12 protein-coding genes are annotated in these 16,047 nt (G+C 71.4%); 4 read left to right on the top strand and 8 right to left on the bottom strand.

Features of this window, described 5'->3' with window-relative positions; translation table 11 throughout:
* Positions 1–97 precede the first annotated feature (97 nt).
* Both Q1N79_RS10490 and Q1N79_RS10485 read left to right on the top strand, forming a co-directional pair.
* Positions 98–1,987, top strand: a complete 1,890-nt coding sequence (locus Q1N79_RS10490; RefSeq protein WP_300607573.1) for an ATP-dependent DNA helicase — start codon at positions 98–100, stop codon at positions 1,985–1,987.
* Positions 1,988–2,094: 107 nt separating this feature from the next.
* Complete coding sequence (locus Q1N79_RS10485; protein ID WP_300607533.1) at positions 2,095–3,615, top strand: FAD-dependent monooxygenase; 1,521 nt, start codon at positions 2,095–2,097, stop codon at positions 3,613–3,615.
* A gap of 50 nt (positions 3,616–3,665) precedes the next feature.
* On the opposite strand, the gene Q1N79_RS10480 is transcribed toward Q1N79_RS10485, so the two are convergent.
* Both Q1N79_RS10480 and Q1N79_RS10475 read right to left on the bottom strand, forming a co-directional pair.
* On the bottom strand, positions 3,666–5,174 hold the full coding sequence (locus tag Q1N79_RS10480; protein WP_300607530.1) for a carboxylesterase family protein: 1,509 nt from the start codon (positions 5,172–5,174) through the stop codon (positions 3,666–3,668).
* Between the two features lie 42 nt (positions 5,175–5,216).
* Positions 5,217–5,636, bottom strand: a complete 420-nt coding sequence (locus Q1N79_RS10475) for a nitroreductase family deazaflavin-dependent oxidoreductase (protein WP_300607527.1) — start codon at positions 5,634–5,636, stop codon at positions 5,217–5,219.
* Positions 5,637–5,661: 25 nt separating this feature from the next.
* Here Q1N79_RS10475 and Q1N79_RS10470 point away from each other — a divergent pair, with 25 nt between their 5' ends.
* Complete coding sequence (locus Q1N79_RS10470) at positions 5,662–6,333, top strand: pentapeptide repeat-containing protein (protein WP_300607524.1); 672 nt, start codon at positions 5,662–5,664, stop codon at positions 6,331–6,333.
* 204 nt (positions 6,334–6,537) lie between these two features.
* On the opposite strand, the gene murD is transcribed toward Q1N79_RS10470, so the two are convergent.
* From murD to Q1N79_RS10445, 5 genes are all read right to left on the bottom strand, one after another.
* Positions 6,538–7,893, bottom strand: coding sequence for a UDP-N-acetylmuramoyl-L-alanine--D-glutamate ligase (gene murD, locus Q1N79_RS10465; RefSeq protein WP_300607521.1), 1,356 nt, complete (start codon positions 7,891–7,893; stop codon positions 6,538–6,540).
* On the bottom strand, positions 7,890–9,266 hold the full coding sequence (locus tag Q1N79_RS10460) for a hypothetical protein (RefSeq protein ID WP_300607518.1): 1,377 nt from the start codon (positions 9,264–9,266) through the stop codon (positions 7,890–7,892). Before Q1N79_RS10460 ends, murD begins: the two co-directional genes overlap by 4 nt.
* Complete coding sequence (gene pgeF, locus Q1N79_RS10455) at positions 9,266–10,108, bottom strand: peptidoglycan editing factor PgeF (RefSeq protein WP_300607515.1); 843 nt, start codon at positions 10,106–10,108, stop codon at positions 9,266–9,268. Before pgeF ends, Q1N79_RS10460 begins: the two co-directional genes overlap by 1 nt.
* A gap of 87 nt (positions 10,109–10,195) precedes the next feature.
* Positions 10,196–10,705 (bottom strand): trypco2 family protein, encoded by a 510-nt coding sequence (locus tag Q1N79_RS10450; protein WP_300607512.1) that lies wholly within the window; start codon positions 10,703–10,705, stop codon positions 10,196–10,198.
* The gene (locus Q1N79_RS10445) at positions 10,692–13,607 is read right to left on the bottom strand and encodes an ATP-binding protein (RefSeq protein WP_300607509.1); all 2,916 of its coding nucleotides are present in this window, start codon (positions 13,605–13,607) and stop codon (positions 10,692–10,694) included. Before Q1N79_RS10445 ends, Q1N79_RS10450 begins: the two co-directional genes overlap by 14 nt.
* A gap of 216 nt (positions 13,608–13,823) precedes the next feature.
* Here Q1N79_RS10445 and Q1N79_RS10440 point away from each other — a divergent pair, with 216 nt between their 5' ends.
* Entirely contained in the window at positions 13,824–14,831 is a 1,008-nt protein-coding gene (locus tag Q1N79_RS10440; protein ID WP_300607506.1) for a hypothetical protein, read from the top strand.
* Positions 14,832–14,873: 42 nt separating this feature from the next.
* Here the strand turns inward: Q1N79_RS10440 and Q1N79_RS10435 are convergent, their stop codons facing one another.
* Positions 14,874–16,028, bottom strand: a complete 1,155-nt coding sequence (locus tag Q1N79_RS10435) for a dipeptidase (protein WP_300607503.1) — start codon at positions 16,026–16,028, stop codon at positions 14,874–14,876.
* Positions 16,029–16,047 lie beyond the last annotated feature (19 nt).

The following is a 16,047-nucleotide window of genomic DNA, read 5'->3' as shown; positions in this document are numbered from 1 at the left end:
CTCGCTCGTGGCCGACAGATCGCCTGCACAGGTTCAGGAGCTTCTCGCAAGGGCGATCGCCGCGATCGGCGGCTTGGAGCGGCCCGGGCAGACTCTGATGGCGGAAGCCGTCTGGACCGCGATGGCCGACCGAGCCCACCTCGCGGTCCAGGCGGGCACGGGCACCGGCAAGTCGCTGGCCTACCTGGTGCCCGCGCTGCTGCTCACGACCAGCCAGCGCGGCCCGGTCGTCGTGTCCACGGCGACGATCGCGCTGCAGCGCCAGCTCGTCGACCGCGACCTGCCCCGGCTCGTTGACGCGCTGCGCGGCCCGCTCGGCCGCACCCCCGCGTTCGCGATACTCAAGGGCCGCGCCAATTACCTGTGCCTGCACAAGCTGAGCAGCGCCCCGCAGGCCGGGCAGGAGGCGCTGTTCGAGCCGACCAGCGCGCTAGGCCTGCACGTCAAGCGGCTGCACGAGTGGGCAGGCGCCACCGCCACCGGGGACAGGGACGAGCTCGTTCCCGGGGTGCCCGACCAGGCGTGGCGCCAGGCGTCCGTGACAGCAATGGAGTGCATCGGGAGTCAGCGGTGTCCGTTCGGGATCCAATGTTTTAGTGAGCGCGCACGGCGGATAGCGGCGGACGCCGATGTGGTGGTCACCAACCATGCGCTGCTCGCGATCGACGCGCTCGGCGAGGGCGGGATCTTGCCCGAGCACCGCGTCGTCGTCGTCGACGAGGCGCACGAGCTTGTGGACCGGGTGCGATCGGTGGCGAGCGGCGAGCTGTCGGCGACCGCGGTGGAGGCGGCGGTGCGGCGCTGCGGGCGGCTGGCCAGCGAGGCGGAGACCGGGCGGCTCGCCGAGGCGGGCAACGCGCTTGGCCCGCTGCTGCTGACCACGCCCGCGGGGCGGATGGACCGGCTCGATCCGGCGCTGGCGGCGTCGCTCGGCGTCCTGCACAACACGGCCGTGACGTGCGCGGCGGAGGTGCGCAGCGCCGTCAAGCGCAACGAGGGCGACCCGGGGGTGGCCGCCGCCGGGCAGGCGGCACTGGTCGGCCTTGTCGACATCGCGGTCACCGCCGAACGCATGGTCACGACGTTCGACGAGCCGGTTGAGGAGCGCGACGAGGTCGTCTGGCTGGAACGGGCGGACGACGTTGCCGACACATCGCGCCCCGCGACGCTGCACGTCGCGCCGCTTGAGGTCGGGGAGGTGCTGGCAGCATCGCTCTTCGCGCAGCGGACCGTGGTGCTCACCTCCGCGACGCTGACCCTTGGCGGCTCGTTCGTGCCGCTCGCCAGGCAGTGGGGGCTTGACGCGGACTCGATGGGCACCACGTGGAGCGGCATCGACGTCGGCTCGCCGTTCGCGCACGGGCGCAGCGGGATCTTGTACGTCGCCAGGCACCTGCCACCGCCGGGGCGGGACGGGCTCCCGGCGCAGTACGTCACGGAGCTCGCGGGGCTGATCGAGGCGGCGGGCGGGCGGACGCTCGGCCTGTTCTCCTCGATGCGGGCGGCGCGCCAGGCGACCAACGCGCTGCGGCCGGAGCTGGGGTTCCCGCTGCTGTGCCAGGGGGACGACGCGACCGGGCAGCTGGTGCGGGAGTTCGCAGCAGACGAGCCGACCTGCCTGTTCGGGACGCTGTCGCTGTGGCAGGGCGTGGATGTGCCAGGGCCGTCGCTGCGGCTGGTCGTGATCGACAGGATCCCGTTCCCGCGCCCTGACGACCCGCTGGCGAGCGCGCGGACCCGGCAGGTGGAGGCGCGCGGCGGCAACGGGTTCATGGAGGTTTCCGTCGCGCACGCCGCGCTGCTGCTCGCCCAGGGCGCCGGGCGGCTGCTGCGGTCGGTGGACGACCGCGGCGTGGTCGCGGTGCTCGACCCGCGGCTGGTCACCAAGCGGTACGGGGACTTCCTGCGCGCGTCGCTGCCGCCCTTCTGGCAGACCACCGACCCGCAGGTAGTGCGGGGCGCGCTGCGGCGGCTGGCGGCGAGCTAAGCCGGTGCCGACTACGCCGCTCTGGTTACGCCGCTCTGGTTACGCCACGCCGGCCAGAGGTGGCGGTGGGTGTTCTTGGTGCGTTCTAATGGGTACTTGTGGGGGACATGAGGGAATCAGATGTTCTTGTGGTGGGCGGCGGGCCGTCCGGGCTTTTCGCCGCCGTGGAGCTGGCGCGCCACGGAGTGCGCGCCCGGGTAGTGGAGCGCGAGCGCCGCCCGCACGATCAGGCCCGGGCGACCGCCGTGCAGCCGGCCACGCTGGAAATCCTGCAGCAGGCGGGACTCGCGCAGCGGGTGCTCGAGTCGTCGGTGCACCTGGGGTACGCGCGGATCTTCGACGCGGGCCTGGCGTGCGTGGTCGAGCTGCCGCTGGCGGGGGCCGGCTGCCCCTGGGAGTTCCAGGCCAGCCTGCCGCAGTGGCAGACCGAGCAGATCCTCGCCGGCCGGCTTGCCGAACTCGGCGGCCGCGTGGAGCGCGGGGTCACGGCCGTGTCGCTCACCGAGCGGTCCGACGGCGTCGTGGCGGAGCTCAAGGGGGAGGACGGAGCGGTCGGCAGCGTCGAGGCGGCCTGGGTGATCGGGGCGGGCGGCGCGCACAGCGTGACGCGGGAGTCGATGGCCGAGGAACTCGCGGGCTCCACCTACGCCGGTGTGGCGCTGGCGGCCGACGTAGGTGTGTCGTGCGGGCTGCCGCGCGACGGCATGGCGCTGATCGCTTCCCCCGACGGCTACGTGCTGCTCGCGCCGCTGCCGCACGGGCGCTGGATCACGTTCGTGGGCGACCTGTCCGCGAGCGAGGCGGAGCTGCTGGCCGGCGATCGCTCGCGGAAGGCGGTCGCCACGGCGATCGGCCGGCGGATCCCTGGCACCCTGCTCACGCTCGATGACGTCGGCTGGGCGTCCCCGTTCCAGATGCATCGGCGCCTCGTGCCGCGCCTGGCCGACACGCGGCGCTTCCTGCTTGGCGACGCCGGTCACCTATCGAGCCCGTTCGGCGGTGAGGGCCTGAACTCCGGCCTGCACGACGCGCACAACCTGGCCTGGAAGCTCGCGCTGCAGCTGCGCGGTCGCGCCAGGCCTGGCCTGGTCGACAGCTTCGCCGCCGAGCGCTTTGCGGCCGACCGCCATGTCCTTGAGGTCTCCGACCGCCTGCACGCACTGGCGCACACGTCGGTCGAGGGCGCCAGAACCGGCTCCTTCCCTGCCCAGCCGGCGCCGGCCGAAGTGCTCGGCCTGGTCCGGGCCCGCTCCATGCTCGACGTCTCGTACGCCGACAGCCCGCTGACCGGCGAGTACTCCGCGCCCGGCGGGCCGCCGCCGCCGGCGTCCCCGGCGCCGGGCGATCGCTACCCCGACCGCACGTCGCTGAGCGGCACGCGGCACCAGCTGCTTGTGTTCGGTCCGGCCGCGGACGCTGACCTCGGCTACCTGCGCCGGCGGTGGGACGGGATCGTCGACGTCGCCTCCGCCGACGGCGATCCCAAGCGGGCCGGACTGGCGGGTGACGGCGCCATCCTGGTCCGGCCGGACGGCTACATCGGCTTCCGCGCGGTCCCAGCCGACCACGCCGGGCTCGGCGCGGTGGACGCGCACCTCGCGTCCTACCTCGTCCCCGCCGGCGCGTAGCCGGGGCACGCCGGGCCGCGTCGCTCGGCGGGGCCGGTCAGCGGGGCCGGTCAGCGGGCCAGGTCCAGGGCGTCGAACCGGTGGCGTTCCCACAGGTGCATCGACGCATCTTCTGGATACGGCGCGACGTCGGGCTGCAGGTCGTAGACCCGGGTCGTCCGGCGCTCGGTCCCGTACACCGGCCAGCCCGGGTCGCCGGAGTTCGCGAAGCTGAGCCACTCGCTGCGCATCAGGTCGCCGACCGCGACAAAGTCCGGCGGCGGCTGCTCGCCGGTCAGCAGGGCGCCGATGCCCTGCCCCGCCGAGCCGAACACCAGCGGCACGTCGAGCGCGTGGCATGCGCCGAACATGCCCTGGCCGGCGGGCGCTTCGGCGCGCAGCTCATACAGGAACGTCCTGCCACCCGAGGCCGCGTGCGCCTGCGCGAGGTGCAGCGTCGGCATCCGGAACAGCCAGTCGGAGAAGACCAGCTCGAACAGCCGGCCCGCGTCCGCCTCCGGGTACGACTTGCGGTACCCCGCGGGTCCGTCCGGGGCCGGCGCGAAGCTGTTCAGGACGGTGGCCGCGTCTTCTTCGGTGATCGTGCCGAGCCGCCCGGACATCGCGATGAACAGCCGGTACTCGTCGCGGTTGTGGCCGGTGAGCAGTTCGACCTCGCTGCCGGCGCCGGACAGCAGCGCCCGCCAGGGCGCGCGGGGCAGCACCTCACCGTCGACGACGGGGGAGAACGGGGTGTCGGTGAGGTTCACCGCGCCCCACTGGGGAAACTGCCTCATCCGGCCGGTGACCGCCATCTGCGCGTCGACCAGGAGCGTCGGCGGCGCCGCGCTGAGCGCCTCATAGGTGGCGGGGACCGCGGCCGCGGCCGCGATCGCCCGGGTTATGTCGGCGCTCAGCTCGGGGGTGAACACCGTCCCCGGCACGCTCTGCGCGATCGCCCTCGTGAACAGGCCGCGGGCGCTGTCCATCGCGAGCAGCGCCGAGATCGCGCCCGCCCCCGCCGACTCGCCGAACACGGTGACGTTCGCCGGGTCGCCGCCGAACCGGTCAATGTTGTCGCGCACCCAGCGCAGCGCGGCCACCAGGTCGAGCAGTCCCCGGTTGGCCGGCGCGCCAGGGATCTGCGCGAACCCCTCCATGCCGAGCCGGTAGTTGCAGGACACGAAGACCGTGCCGGCGCCCGCGAACTTGCCGCCGTCGTAGCCGGGATCGGCCGCCGAGCCGAACAGGTACGCGCCGCCGTGGATCCAGACCATCACCGGCAGCGTCCTCGCCGCGGGGTCCGGGGTCCAGACGTTCACGGTGAGCCACTCGTCGCTGTCGGTCTCCGCCGGCGGGGCGGCCGGCGACCCGGGGAACCGCGCCTGTGGCGCCGGCGGGCCGAAGGCCGTGGCGTCGCGCACGGCCTCCCATGGCTCCGGCGGCTGGGGCGCGCGGAACCTCAGCGCGCCAAGCGGCGGCTTCGCGAACGGGATGCCGCGGAACACGGCTATTCCGTCCTCGACGCTCCCGCGGATCCGGCCGGCAGTGGTGCGAACCTCAGGATCGGCTGGGCCCATGGACCGACCTCCCGCTACGTCGACGGAGCGTTCGTTCAGGTGTTATTTAACAGGATCGAGAACGACGACGGGAATCGTGCGGGGGGCTGCTTTGGTCGCGTACTGCGCGAAATGCGGGGCGCGCCGCGTCTGCCTTTCCCAGATCACGTCCCGCTCGGCGGGCTGCGCCAGGCGCGCGGTCACGGGAATGGTCTCGGTGCCGACCTCGACGGACGTGTCCGGGTGCGCGAGCAGGTTGTGGTACCAGGCGGGGTTCTCCTGGGCACCCGCCTTCGAGGCGAAGACCGCGAAGCCCTCCCCCACCCGCAGGTAAGCGAGCGGACTCACCCGCGCGGTCCCCGTGCGTGCCCCGGTATGGTGCAGGAGCAGGATGTCCGCGCCGGCGAACGGACCGCCCACCGTGCCGCCGTTCGCCCGGAACTCCGCGATGATCTTGCCGTTGAAGTCAGTGGGCTCCGTCATGGCCATTAGTTTAGGAAACAAAACCATGAAGTCACCGCGCAGCCTCGCGGACCTGCCCTTCGCGGCGGCATTGCGGCCGTTCGCCGGCGTGCTCGAGCTTGATGAGGATTACGACCGGGTCCTGTTCAACGATTCGGCGTTCGCCGACGCCGCGGCGGGCGGGTCCCGGTTCGCCGAGTCGGCCTTCACCGGCGTGACCTTCGACGGCGGACGGGCACGGCGGGCACGGCTGTCGCAGGTGTGGGTGTCCGAGTCGCGGTTCGTGGCCTTCGACCTGGCCGAGTCCGCGCTGGTTGACGTCTGGTTCAGCGGCTGCGTGCTGGCAGGCGTGCAGGCGTTCGCGCTGACGGCCAGGCGGCTGACATTCCGCGACTGCAAGCTGGACTCGGTGAACTTCCGCGATAGTTCGCTGACCGACGTGCTTTTCGACGGCTGCGTGCTGCGCGACGCCGACTTCGGCGGCGCCCGGCTCACCCGGGTACGGTTCCCTGGCTGCACGTTGCGCGGCGCCGATTTCACGAAGGCGTCGTGCACGGACGTCGACCTGCGCGGCGCGGCGCTGGGCGGCGCGGCGGGCGAGGCCGGCATCCGGGCGGGCTTCGACGCGCTGGGCGGTGCCCGCATCGACGCCCTGCAGCTCATCACGCTCGCCCCGTTCCTCGCCCGTCACCTGGGCATCATCGTCGAGGACGCCTAGCCACCCAGACAGGCGCGGGCATAGCCGAGCGGGCAACGGGAAAGATCCTCCGCCCCCCGGCCTCGTCGGGCAATCGCGATTGTCCGTTCCGCGCGGTTCCAGGCCGGTACGATCCCGGCGGCTATTGGCGGCGGGGCCAGCACGCGCGGCAACCTCAAGCGGGACTGACTACCGCAATCCGGGCAAATCGCTCGCGGAGGGTCGTTACGGCGTGCGGGCGCAGGCGCGCATCGCGCTGGCGAAAGCCTCGGCGCGGTCGCGGTAGTCGCGGAAGCGGCCGAAGCTCGGCGCGGCCGGGGAGAGCAGCACGATGCCGTCCGGGCGAGCCCAGCCGTACCCCGCGGCCACGGCGGCGTCCAGGTCGGGGCAGTCGGTCACGCCGGCCACCCTGTCGCCTGATCGGCCGTCCAGTGCCTTTTCGATCTCCGCGCGGATGCGCGGTCCGCTGTCGGGCAGCGTCAGGACGTACGTCTGGGCAGTCCGCCCGGCAAGTACCTCCGCGAGCGGCGTGTAGTCGATGCCGCGGTCCTCGCCGCCCACGATCAGCGCCACCCGGCGGCCTGGAAACGCCTCGAGCGCGGCGGCCGTCGGCAGGACGTTGGTAGAAAGGCTGTCGTCAACAAACGTCACCCCCGCGAGGTCGCCGATGATCTGCAGGCGGCTTTGCAACGGGAGGTATCCCTGCGCCGCACCGCGCAGGGCGTCGTCGTCGGCGGCCTCGGGAACGCCGAGAGCCACCAGGCACCGCCGCGCGATCAGCGCGTTACGCCGGTTGTGCGCGCCGAGCAGCCCTAGCGGATCCATCCAGGTGGCGCCGGGTTCATCCGTCGCGCATACCCACTCCACCCGGGGCCCGAGCTGGCCTGCGCGCTCGCGGATCAGGGCGGCGTCGCCGTTGGCGACCGTCAGGTCCGCGCCGGGCTGCGAGCACACGGACAGCTTGTCGTCGTAATACCGGTCGACGCCGCCGTGCCAGGGCAGGTGATCAGGGTTGAGCGACGTCACGGCGACGACCGGCGGCGAGCAGGCAAGGTCGGTCGCCTGATAGCTGGAGACCTCGATCACCCAGTAATCCCACGGCCCGGCGGATGCCTGCGGATCGTATGGGGGCGAGCCGAGGTTCCCGCCCATCATGCACGGGTACCCGAGTCCGTTCAGCAGGTGGCCGGCCACCGACGTCACAGTGCTCTTGCCCTTGGTACCGGTGACGCAGACGATCTTCTCGAGCGGGGCCTCCTGCAGCCAGAGCCCCAGTCCGCCCACCACGGGGATGCCGCGCTCGGCAAGGGCGGCCACCTCGGGACGGTAGCGGCTGATCCCCGGTGTCTTGACCACGACGTCACAGCCGCACAGTGCCGCGAGGCCATCCCCGCCAGTCGCCAGCAGCGGCAGTCCATCGATGAGATCCGCGCCCGGCTTGTCGTCGACGAGCACAGGTTCGATGCCCATCGAGCGAAGCTTGCGGAGGTTGGCCATGCCCTCGCGGCCGAGGCCCCAGACGCCGGCCCGCGCGCCGCGCAGGTCCGACCAGGCGAGCTTCGGACGTCCCGTCGTCGTCATGCCAGCAGGTCCTCGGGGCTGAAGGCGGCGGGGATGAAGTGGGCGCCGACTGGACGCAGCATGGCCGCCGACGCGGCGGGCGATGGAGCGTCCGGCAGGGCCGCCACCTCGGCCGCGAGCTCCTGCAACAGCTTGCAGTCGGCCCGGTCGGCACGCCGCGCGGCGAGCAGGGCTGCCGCGCGGCACTCGCCGATCTCACCGACACACTCGAAGGGCTTATCGCCCGCGGACGTGCCGAGCAACGCGCGGAACCTGTCCGCCTGCGCAGGATCTGCCAGCGGCTCACGACTGCCGGGGGCGGGCGGCAGGTCTCCGCCGGCGAAGATCTTCTCCAGTTCGGCGACCGGCAGGAACGGCGCGAGGATCAGGTCGATGAAGCAGCACTTGTCGCAGTGCCCGCACCAGTGGTCAAGGCGCAGCGTCGTGTCGATATGGAAGGCCCTGTTACAGCTGCGGAACGTGTCGTGGTAGCGCTTCAGGCCGGCGAACTTCCGCGCGACCCACAACTCCGTGCGGGGCCGGAGCAGCGAAAAGTACTCGGGAAGTCCCGCGCCGGCCGCCGCGAGCACCCGGCGGAATCCCGCTTCGAACGACTCGCTCTTGGAGTACTGGTGGTTAATCGGGCGGCCGCGATCTTCGAGCGTGGGAATGGACGCCGACCACTCGTTGGACATCACCACGGCGTCCCGGCCCGCAAGCACGGCCGCCAGGACAGCGACGGCGGAGAGGATCCCCGTCACCGGCACGTGCCCGTTGAGGAAACCGAGCTCCTTCGAGCGAAGCAGCTGCGGATCGATCTCGCGATCGGCCCGGATAACCGGCAAGCCGGTGACCGCCGCGGGGCGTTCGATGGCCGCGAACCTGTCCCCCGGCCTGCTCACGACGAACAGGGCGGCGTCGGCGCGCTGGCGGACCTGCTCCACAGTGACGATCGAGTCGATACCGCCGCCGAACGGCACGAGTGCCCGCAGCTGCCCACCGCCACCCGCCGACTCCGGCGCCGCGGCCGCGGCGACCGGGCCCTCGACGCGCAGCGACGTCAGGTCGATCCTGTTCTGGAAGCCGAACTCGCCAAGGCCCTGCAGGTAGTACTCGCGCAGGAAGCCGCGTTCGGTGTCGGTGACCGCGGTCTCGCCGAGGTCGATGACGGGCGGGGCGGCCGTCTTGTAGTAGGAGACGCCCGCGAGCAGGAACACCAGGCGGCCGGCCGCCCGCGCGGCCGGGGAGTTCCATCGGCCGGCCGGGGTCAGCGCGAACCGTTCCTCGAACCCCCGCCCGTCGACGCTGTAGCGGCAGGAGAGCAGGCCCGCCGCCTCGTCGACCAGGTAAGACTCGTAGCGGAAGACGTCTCCGCGGCGAGCTGAGTCGTCCACTAGCCGCCCCGGGGGCGCAGCCGCGCGACGGCGGCGAACCGGCCGCATGGCCGGACCTCGCGGTCGCTGAAGAACAGGCCAGTTCCGGCGGTTCCCGTGGGGGTAGCGGCCACGCTGACGTGCTCGTCGGCAAGGCCCGCCGCGCGCAGCACGATCCGGTTGGCGGCCCACAGGTCGAACAGCCACTTGCCCGTGCCGTCCGGGCGGATGACGTCGGCGGCCCCACCGCCGAGGTTCCGCTGTGCGGCCCCGACCACGTCCGCGCCCACCTGGTACCGGTCGGGCGAGATCGCAGGCCCCAGCCCGGCGATCACGTTCTCCGGGCTGGCCCCGAGTCCGCGCATCGCCGCCACCGCCGCCTCGCTGACCCGCGCCACCGTGCCGCGCCACCCGGCGTGCACGCAGGCAAGCACGTGCGCCACCGGATCGTAGAGCACGATCGGCACGCAGTCCGCGACCATGACCACGAGAACGACGCCGGGCTCCGCAGTGACCAGCGCGTCTGTCTGGGCTATCGCGTCGTCCAGCCTGAGCGAGCCTCGTCCCCGGTCGGCGGCAGAGACGACGCGCACCTCGCGGCCGTGCGCCTGGTCGCAGAAGACCATGTCGCGCAGGTCCGCCCCGAGCGCGACCGCAGCGCGCCTGCGGTTCTCAAGCACGTCTTCGCCTTGGTCGCCGACGTGCAAGCCGAGGTTGAGCGACGCGTACGGTCCTGATGAGACTCCGCCGATCCGGGTGGTCACCAGCACGTCGAGGTCGAGCCCGTCGAACGCCGGCCAGGTCAGCACATCCAGGTCCGCCCGCCGACGAAGCTCCGACGTGACTTCGGCCGGTGCCGCCATCAGCTCCGCCTCCCCAGGCTGCTCAGCGCTCGTGCCGTCACGCCGCAAGAGTACCGGACCTGGCGGCGGCAGGTGATGAGCGCGAGGCTACGCCGGGGCCAGGGTAAGCCGCAGGGTGTTGGTGGTTTCGCTGGTCATGCCGCCCTCGACGCCCACCGAGATGCTGCCGTCCCTGGTGACGCCGAACGAGATGTCGACGGTCGCGGTCGACAGCGCCCAGGGGTCCTCGCCCCCTGCCGCACTGACCACCGTTTGCCGGACCCGGCCGATGGCCGCGACCAGCACGCGGGGGAAGTCGCCGCTAGAGCGAGCGGCCCTGGACGTGAGCTGGCTCGGCGGTACCAGGGTGATGTCGATCGTGTGCGTGTCGTGCTGCGTGTGCGTGCTGCCTATGCCGACGTCGGCTCCGATGAACGGCACGCGGAAGTTCACCTTGACACCATCGGTTGTCGTCGCGACCACGTTGAGGATCAACTGGACTGAGCTCACCCGCAGGTCCGCGGCCGGGTTCGCGTTTGTCACTCCCGCCAGCACGAGCGCGTTCTTGACCTCGGCTATCAGCGCGTCAACCGGCATACCCCAGTCAGATTCTGCCATCGGGTCTCCCCTGCAGCTCGATTGGACCCGGCCAGCTCACCCGGCTGAAGGTCTCCGCCAGTGCCTCGCGCGTTACGTCCATCACGTTCTCGACGCCGGAGGAGGGCCGCGAACTACCGGCGAACAGCATCGCGATAGCCACCTTCAGCATGAACTGGCCTGACTTTTGGACATCGCCATTGGTCAGCACGGCCGGGCTGTCGGGGCCGCCAGCGACTATCTGCCGCTGCCGCATCGCCTCCGCGGTGAGCTCGAATGAGTCGATCAGCGCGCCGTGCTCGCCAAGCAGGATGGCGCGGTAGTAGGTCACGTACGCCTCGCCCTGCACGCAGGCGGCGAGGTGCGGATGCGGCTGGCCTCGGTACCGTATCTCCCGGAGCCGCCGTACGTGCTGGTAGACAGTACGCGAGTTGACCAGATCGTCGCTCGCCAGCGTCAGTAGCTCCCGGCGCCGCTCCGAGCCGGGCGGCTCGACCTCCGCTAGCTCGTGGTGGACCTTGGCGAGTTCGAGGTAGGTGCCTGACAGGTTGTAGTACGCACGTTCGGCGCTCAGGTCATCGCTGGGCGCCGGCGGCGCGCCGCGTTCGATGGCGGCATCCGCGCCGCGAATCAGACGCAACCGCGCCTCATAAGACAGCCAGAGCTGCTCTATCACCTCGGCCAGCTCGCCCGCCCGCTTTCGCGGGTTCCGCTCACGTCCGGCGATCCGCCGCGCGATGAGCCAGGACAGCGCGTTTCCCTGCTCCCGGAGTTCCCTGGCGCTCGAGTCAGCTAGCGGAGCGAGGAGGTCCCGGGCCGCTGCGACCTGCGCACGAGCCTGGGTCAGTTGGTCAGCAGACGACTGGGCGTTCTGGTAGACGACCCGGGCGCGCCCGATCATGCTCTCCGCCACCTCGCACGGGTACTGTTCGGGGTCCAGCAGCTGCAGGGCTTTGTCGAAGTGCGGGTCAGAGCCGGCGACGGGACCGCGCCGCTCCCGGATGTGTCCAAGGTTGTACCACAGCAGCCCCGCCGTGGACGGATCCGCGCTGGCGGCCGCTCGCGGCACATCACCGGGCTCGCCTGCTTCATCCCCGTGTTCCAGCCGCCCAAGGGCCTTGCTGTCCGCGGCGGCGATAAAGGTAGCTCGACCCTGTTCGGCCGAGAGCAGGCGGCTGATCACGCCGATGGCCATCTCCGGGTTGTCATGCCACGTCTGGCGTCGCACAGCCGCAGCGAACAGCCTGTGCATCTGGACCGTCAGCCGTCCGGCATTGAACGACGGCGACACGAAGGACAGCTCCGCGAGACGCCGGCCGACTGCCTCGCCATCGCCGCGCTCGCCGATCTCGCCGAGCAAGTCCGCGTCGATGGGCTCGGGCGGGCACCAGGCGAGCAGCCGCGCCAGTTCGCCGATGGCCGGCCAACGATGCTGCGACATGCGCAGCAAATGCCAGACCAGCCCGGGGCCGTCGGTGCCCGGCTGCGCGGGGAGCGTTACCGCGGCCCGCTCGCGAAGCGCCACGACGGCCTGCGTGATCAGCGGGGTGCCATACACCGCGCTGCCCGTTTGGCTGGCAAGGCCGAGCTTTTCAAGGTCTGGCTGTCCGAGCGGTGGCAGCTCGCGCACCTTCCACCCTGAGCTCTCGCCCAGGCGCGCCCAGTCCGGGTCTTTCGTCGTGATGATCACGACCTGACCGTTCGTCCGCGGCCGGGGAATCAGGCCGCGCAGGCCCGCTAGGCCGGGCGGACTGTCGCAGTTGTCGAGCACGACCACCCACGGCTGGCCGGTCTCGCTGAGCCGCCTGAGGGCGGCGGACGCTAGCCCCCGGTCCTCGATCGCGTCTACGCCCTCGCCGTGCATCGCGGGGCCGGCGAGGCCCGCTCGCTTGCCCAGTTCCTGGTTTTCGGCCTGGGCCAGCGACCTGGTGAGGATCTTGTCGTCTGTGGCGTTGAGGAACCATCCGCAGCCGTGGTCGGCGGCGACCGCGAGCCGGGCGGCGAGCATGCTCTTCCCGCGTCCCGGTTCTCCGTGCAGGACGATCGTCGCGGGGGGCAGCGCCGCGCCCACTACATCGTGCAGGTCCGCCAGCAGCTCCTGTCGCGTCGGGTAGTCGATGAACGACGGGAACGTCGGAAGGTATCCGTATATCGCGGGCACGGCCGACCCGACAGGCGGGACATAAGGCTCAAGGGGCGTCCGCCGGACACGGTCGACATCAACAAGGGTCGAATTCCGGGAAGCCCCCTCCATGCCCGGCAAGTCCAGTTCCTCGCGCTTCGCCGCGCTGAACGGCGCGCCAATTTCCGGCAGGGGCATGCCCGACAACGGAGGGTTACGGGCGGCGAGGGAGACGTCGATCACTAGCCAATTGCCGTCGCCGGCGAACGACGAACCGTCCGGCGCCGGATCCCAGACACCCGGTTCACCCGGGCGTTCGGTAAAGCCGGGCGGATCGGGAACTTTGTCACCCTGCACGGAACGAGCCCGTTGAATGGGCAAGACGACAAGCGCGTGCAGCACAGGTGCCGACTGCAGGGCGATGAACGGCCGCATGTCGGCGCACATCGCCATTCCCGCGAACACCAAGGCGAGGTCCAGGCAGGTCGCAGGTCCCTGAATGGTCTCGTTTGGGCCGCGCACGCGCTGCAGCGTGCCGGCGCCGCCATAACGGGCTTGCTCCTCCGGCCCGAACGGGACCGGATTCCACGGTTCATGAGAGTAGGGGATCCGCCTGGACCGCAGCTCTTCGTACAAGAGCTCTGCCCGCTCGCTGCCCGCCTGCGGCCCGTACCACGGGGAAAAGCAATTCACCGGAACCAGGCGCCAGGTTTGCGTGGTGTCGACGTAGCGTGCCAGTTCCCTCGCGTGCTCGCCTGGGTTGTCCCAGAAAACGGGCCAGTCAGGCCATGTCTCAGGCATCGAATCCATCCCCGTTTCGAAACGGCCCTGGCCCGCGTCGGCCATACTGGGGCGTTCAGTGCAGAGTCTTCCCTACCTTGAAAAGGCCCGCACTGTCCCCACAGATATTGTTTTGTCACGCGAAACAAGTAAACCATTGACGCGTGGTGCGCTCGGTGCGTTCGCGTGGGCTGTCGCGGCACGCGCAGACTCCGGCATGGCGCGTAGCATCGGCACGTGACCGAGGGAATCCGCTTCGAGCGGGTGCCGCTGCCGTCGCTCCCGCCGGGCGAGCTCACGGCAGCGCGCCTGGATCCATCACTACGGGAGTGGGCGAGTTCGGCACCGATGCGAGCCCTGGCCAGGGCGTCCGGCTGGGAGTGGCCAGCCGGCCGGGACACGGGAGAACTGCTCGACCGCCTGGCGGCGCTATCGGATGAGTGGGACTTCCGCGGACGCGGAGGCGGCGTTGAGCGAAACCTCATCGGCGCGGACGCCGCCGAGGTGAACGGTCACCTCGTCGCCGAGGAACTGGTACTCGCCGCGGCGGACGCGCTTGGCCTCGTCCGGGCGACCCCGGTACCAGACGTGACGTTCACCACGCTGCTGGTCCTGTCCGGCCTGGTGCGCGCGTGCGTGAACCGTACCAGGCACGCGGCCGCCTTGGTCAGGGACGGCCTGCACGCTGATTCCGTGACTGTCCTGGGCGGGCACAGGGAACTCGGCGGCGCCGAACCCGAACAGGCCGCGACGCTCGGATTCGGGGAACAGCTCGACGAGGCCGACGTCGTGCTGGCAGCGACGAGGCAGGCCTTCGGGCTCGGGGAACCGCGCAAGTCGGAAGAGTCGGGACCGCGACCCGGTGCGTGGGACGACCGACTGTGGTCCGCGTGGGCACGGTACGCGTGGCCGGGCATCCAGGTGCTCATCGCGCCGTCCAGCGATCCGGGCAGGCGCGTGAACACCGTGGACCAGCTGCGCTTCTGGGCCAGCGAAAACGGCATCGGCCACGGGGACCGGGTACTGCTGCTGACCACCCAGATCTACGTGCCGTACCAGCAGTTCGGCGCCCTCCAGGTGCTGGGCATCGAGCGGGGCTGCGGCGTCTATTGCTGCGGGGTGGACGCGGCCAGCTCCTTCCTGCCTGGCACGGTCTTCAGCGGGCGCAGTTATCTGCAGGAAATCCGGTCGGCACTGCGGGCGGCCTCCCAGTTGCTGTCGGCGGTGCGGAAGGCGGGCGGCTAGCGACGGCTAGCGCGCGGGCTAGCGCGCCCCCCGGGGCGCGGCTCACTCGTCCGCGGCGGCGAATGACTCCGCCGCGCGCAGGACCCGCAGGATGTTGCCGCCGGCGAGGGCCTCGCAGTCGGCTTCGGACCAGCGGCGGCGGAGCAGTTCGGCGAACAGGGCGGGGTAGCGGGAGACGTCGTGCAGGCCGGCCGGGAGGTTCGGGGTGCCGTCGAAGTCGCCGCCCAGGCCGACGTGCTCGATTCCGGCGACCGACCGCACGTGCTCCACGTGGTCGGCTACCTGGGCCAGGGTCGCGGCGGGCTCCGGGTGCGCCGCCGCCCAGTCGCCCTTGACCGCGTAGACGGCCGACAGGTCTCTCGGGTCGAGCCCCCGTGCGGCCACCTCGGCGCGCAGGCCGCCAAACCAGTCGTTGCACTCCTGCGAGACGAAGAACGGCACGAACGTGACCATGCACACGCCGCCGTTGACCGCCAGTCGCAGCAGGACCTCGTCGGGCACGTTGCGCGGATTGTCACAGAGCGCGAGCGCCGAGGAGTGCGAGAAGATCACCGGCGCCCGGGCCACGTCCAGGGCGGCGTGCATCGTGACGGGCGCGACGTGCGACAGGTCGACAAGCATTCCCAGCCGCTGCATCTGTCTGACGACCTCGCGGCCGAAGTCGGTCAGGCCGCCAGGGACGACGTCGTCGGTGGCCGAGGACGCCCAGCCGACGCTCGAGTTGTGCGTCAGCGTCAGGTACCGCACGCCGAGCGCGTACAGCGAGCGGAGCACGCCAAGCGACCCGCCGATCGAGTGCCCGCCCTCGGCTCCGAGCAGCGAGGCGATCCGCCCCGCGGCGAACGCCCTCGCCACGTCGTCCGCGGTCGTGGCCAGCTCGAAGCGGGACGGGTAACGCCGCACGAGGCGGTGCACCAGGTCGACCTGCTCAAGCACGGCGATCACCGCCGCCTCGCCGGCTAGCCGGGCCGGCACGAAGACCGACCAGAACTGGCCGCCCACCCCGCCGGCGACCAGCCTCGGGATGTCGGTGTGCGTTCCGGCGACCACCGCCGTCAGGTCGACGGCCCCAACGTCGCCGCCAAACTTCTCCCGCAGCTCCCACGGCAGGTCGTTGTGCCCGTCGATGAGCGGGAACCGGCTGAGCATGGCGCGCGCGAGCGCGAGGGAAAGAGCGGAACCGTCGGCTGTAGTCACGGCGTCAGGGTAGCCGCAG

Origin of the sequence: Trebonia sp., assembly GCF_030042015.1 — a bacterium.
Taxonomy (GTDB): Bacteria; Actinomycetota; Actinomycetes; order Streptosporangiales; family Streptosporangiaceae; genus Trebonia.
Note: the sequence above shows the minus strand (reverse complement) of the source record. Positions and strands in the feature narration are given on the sequence as shown.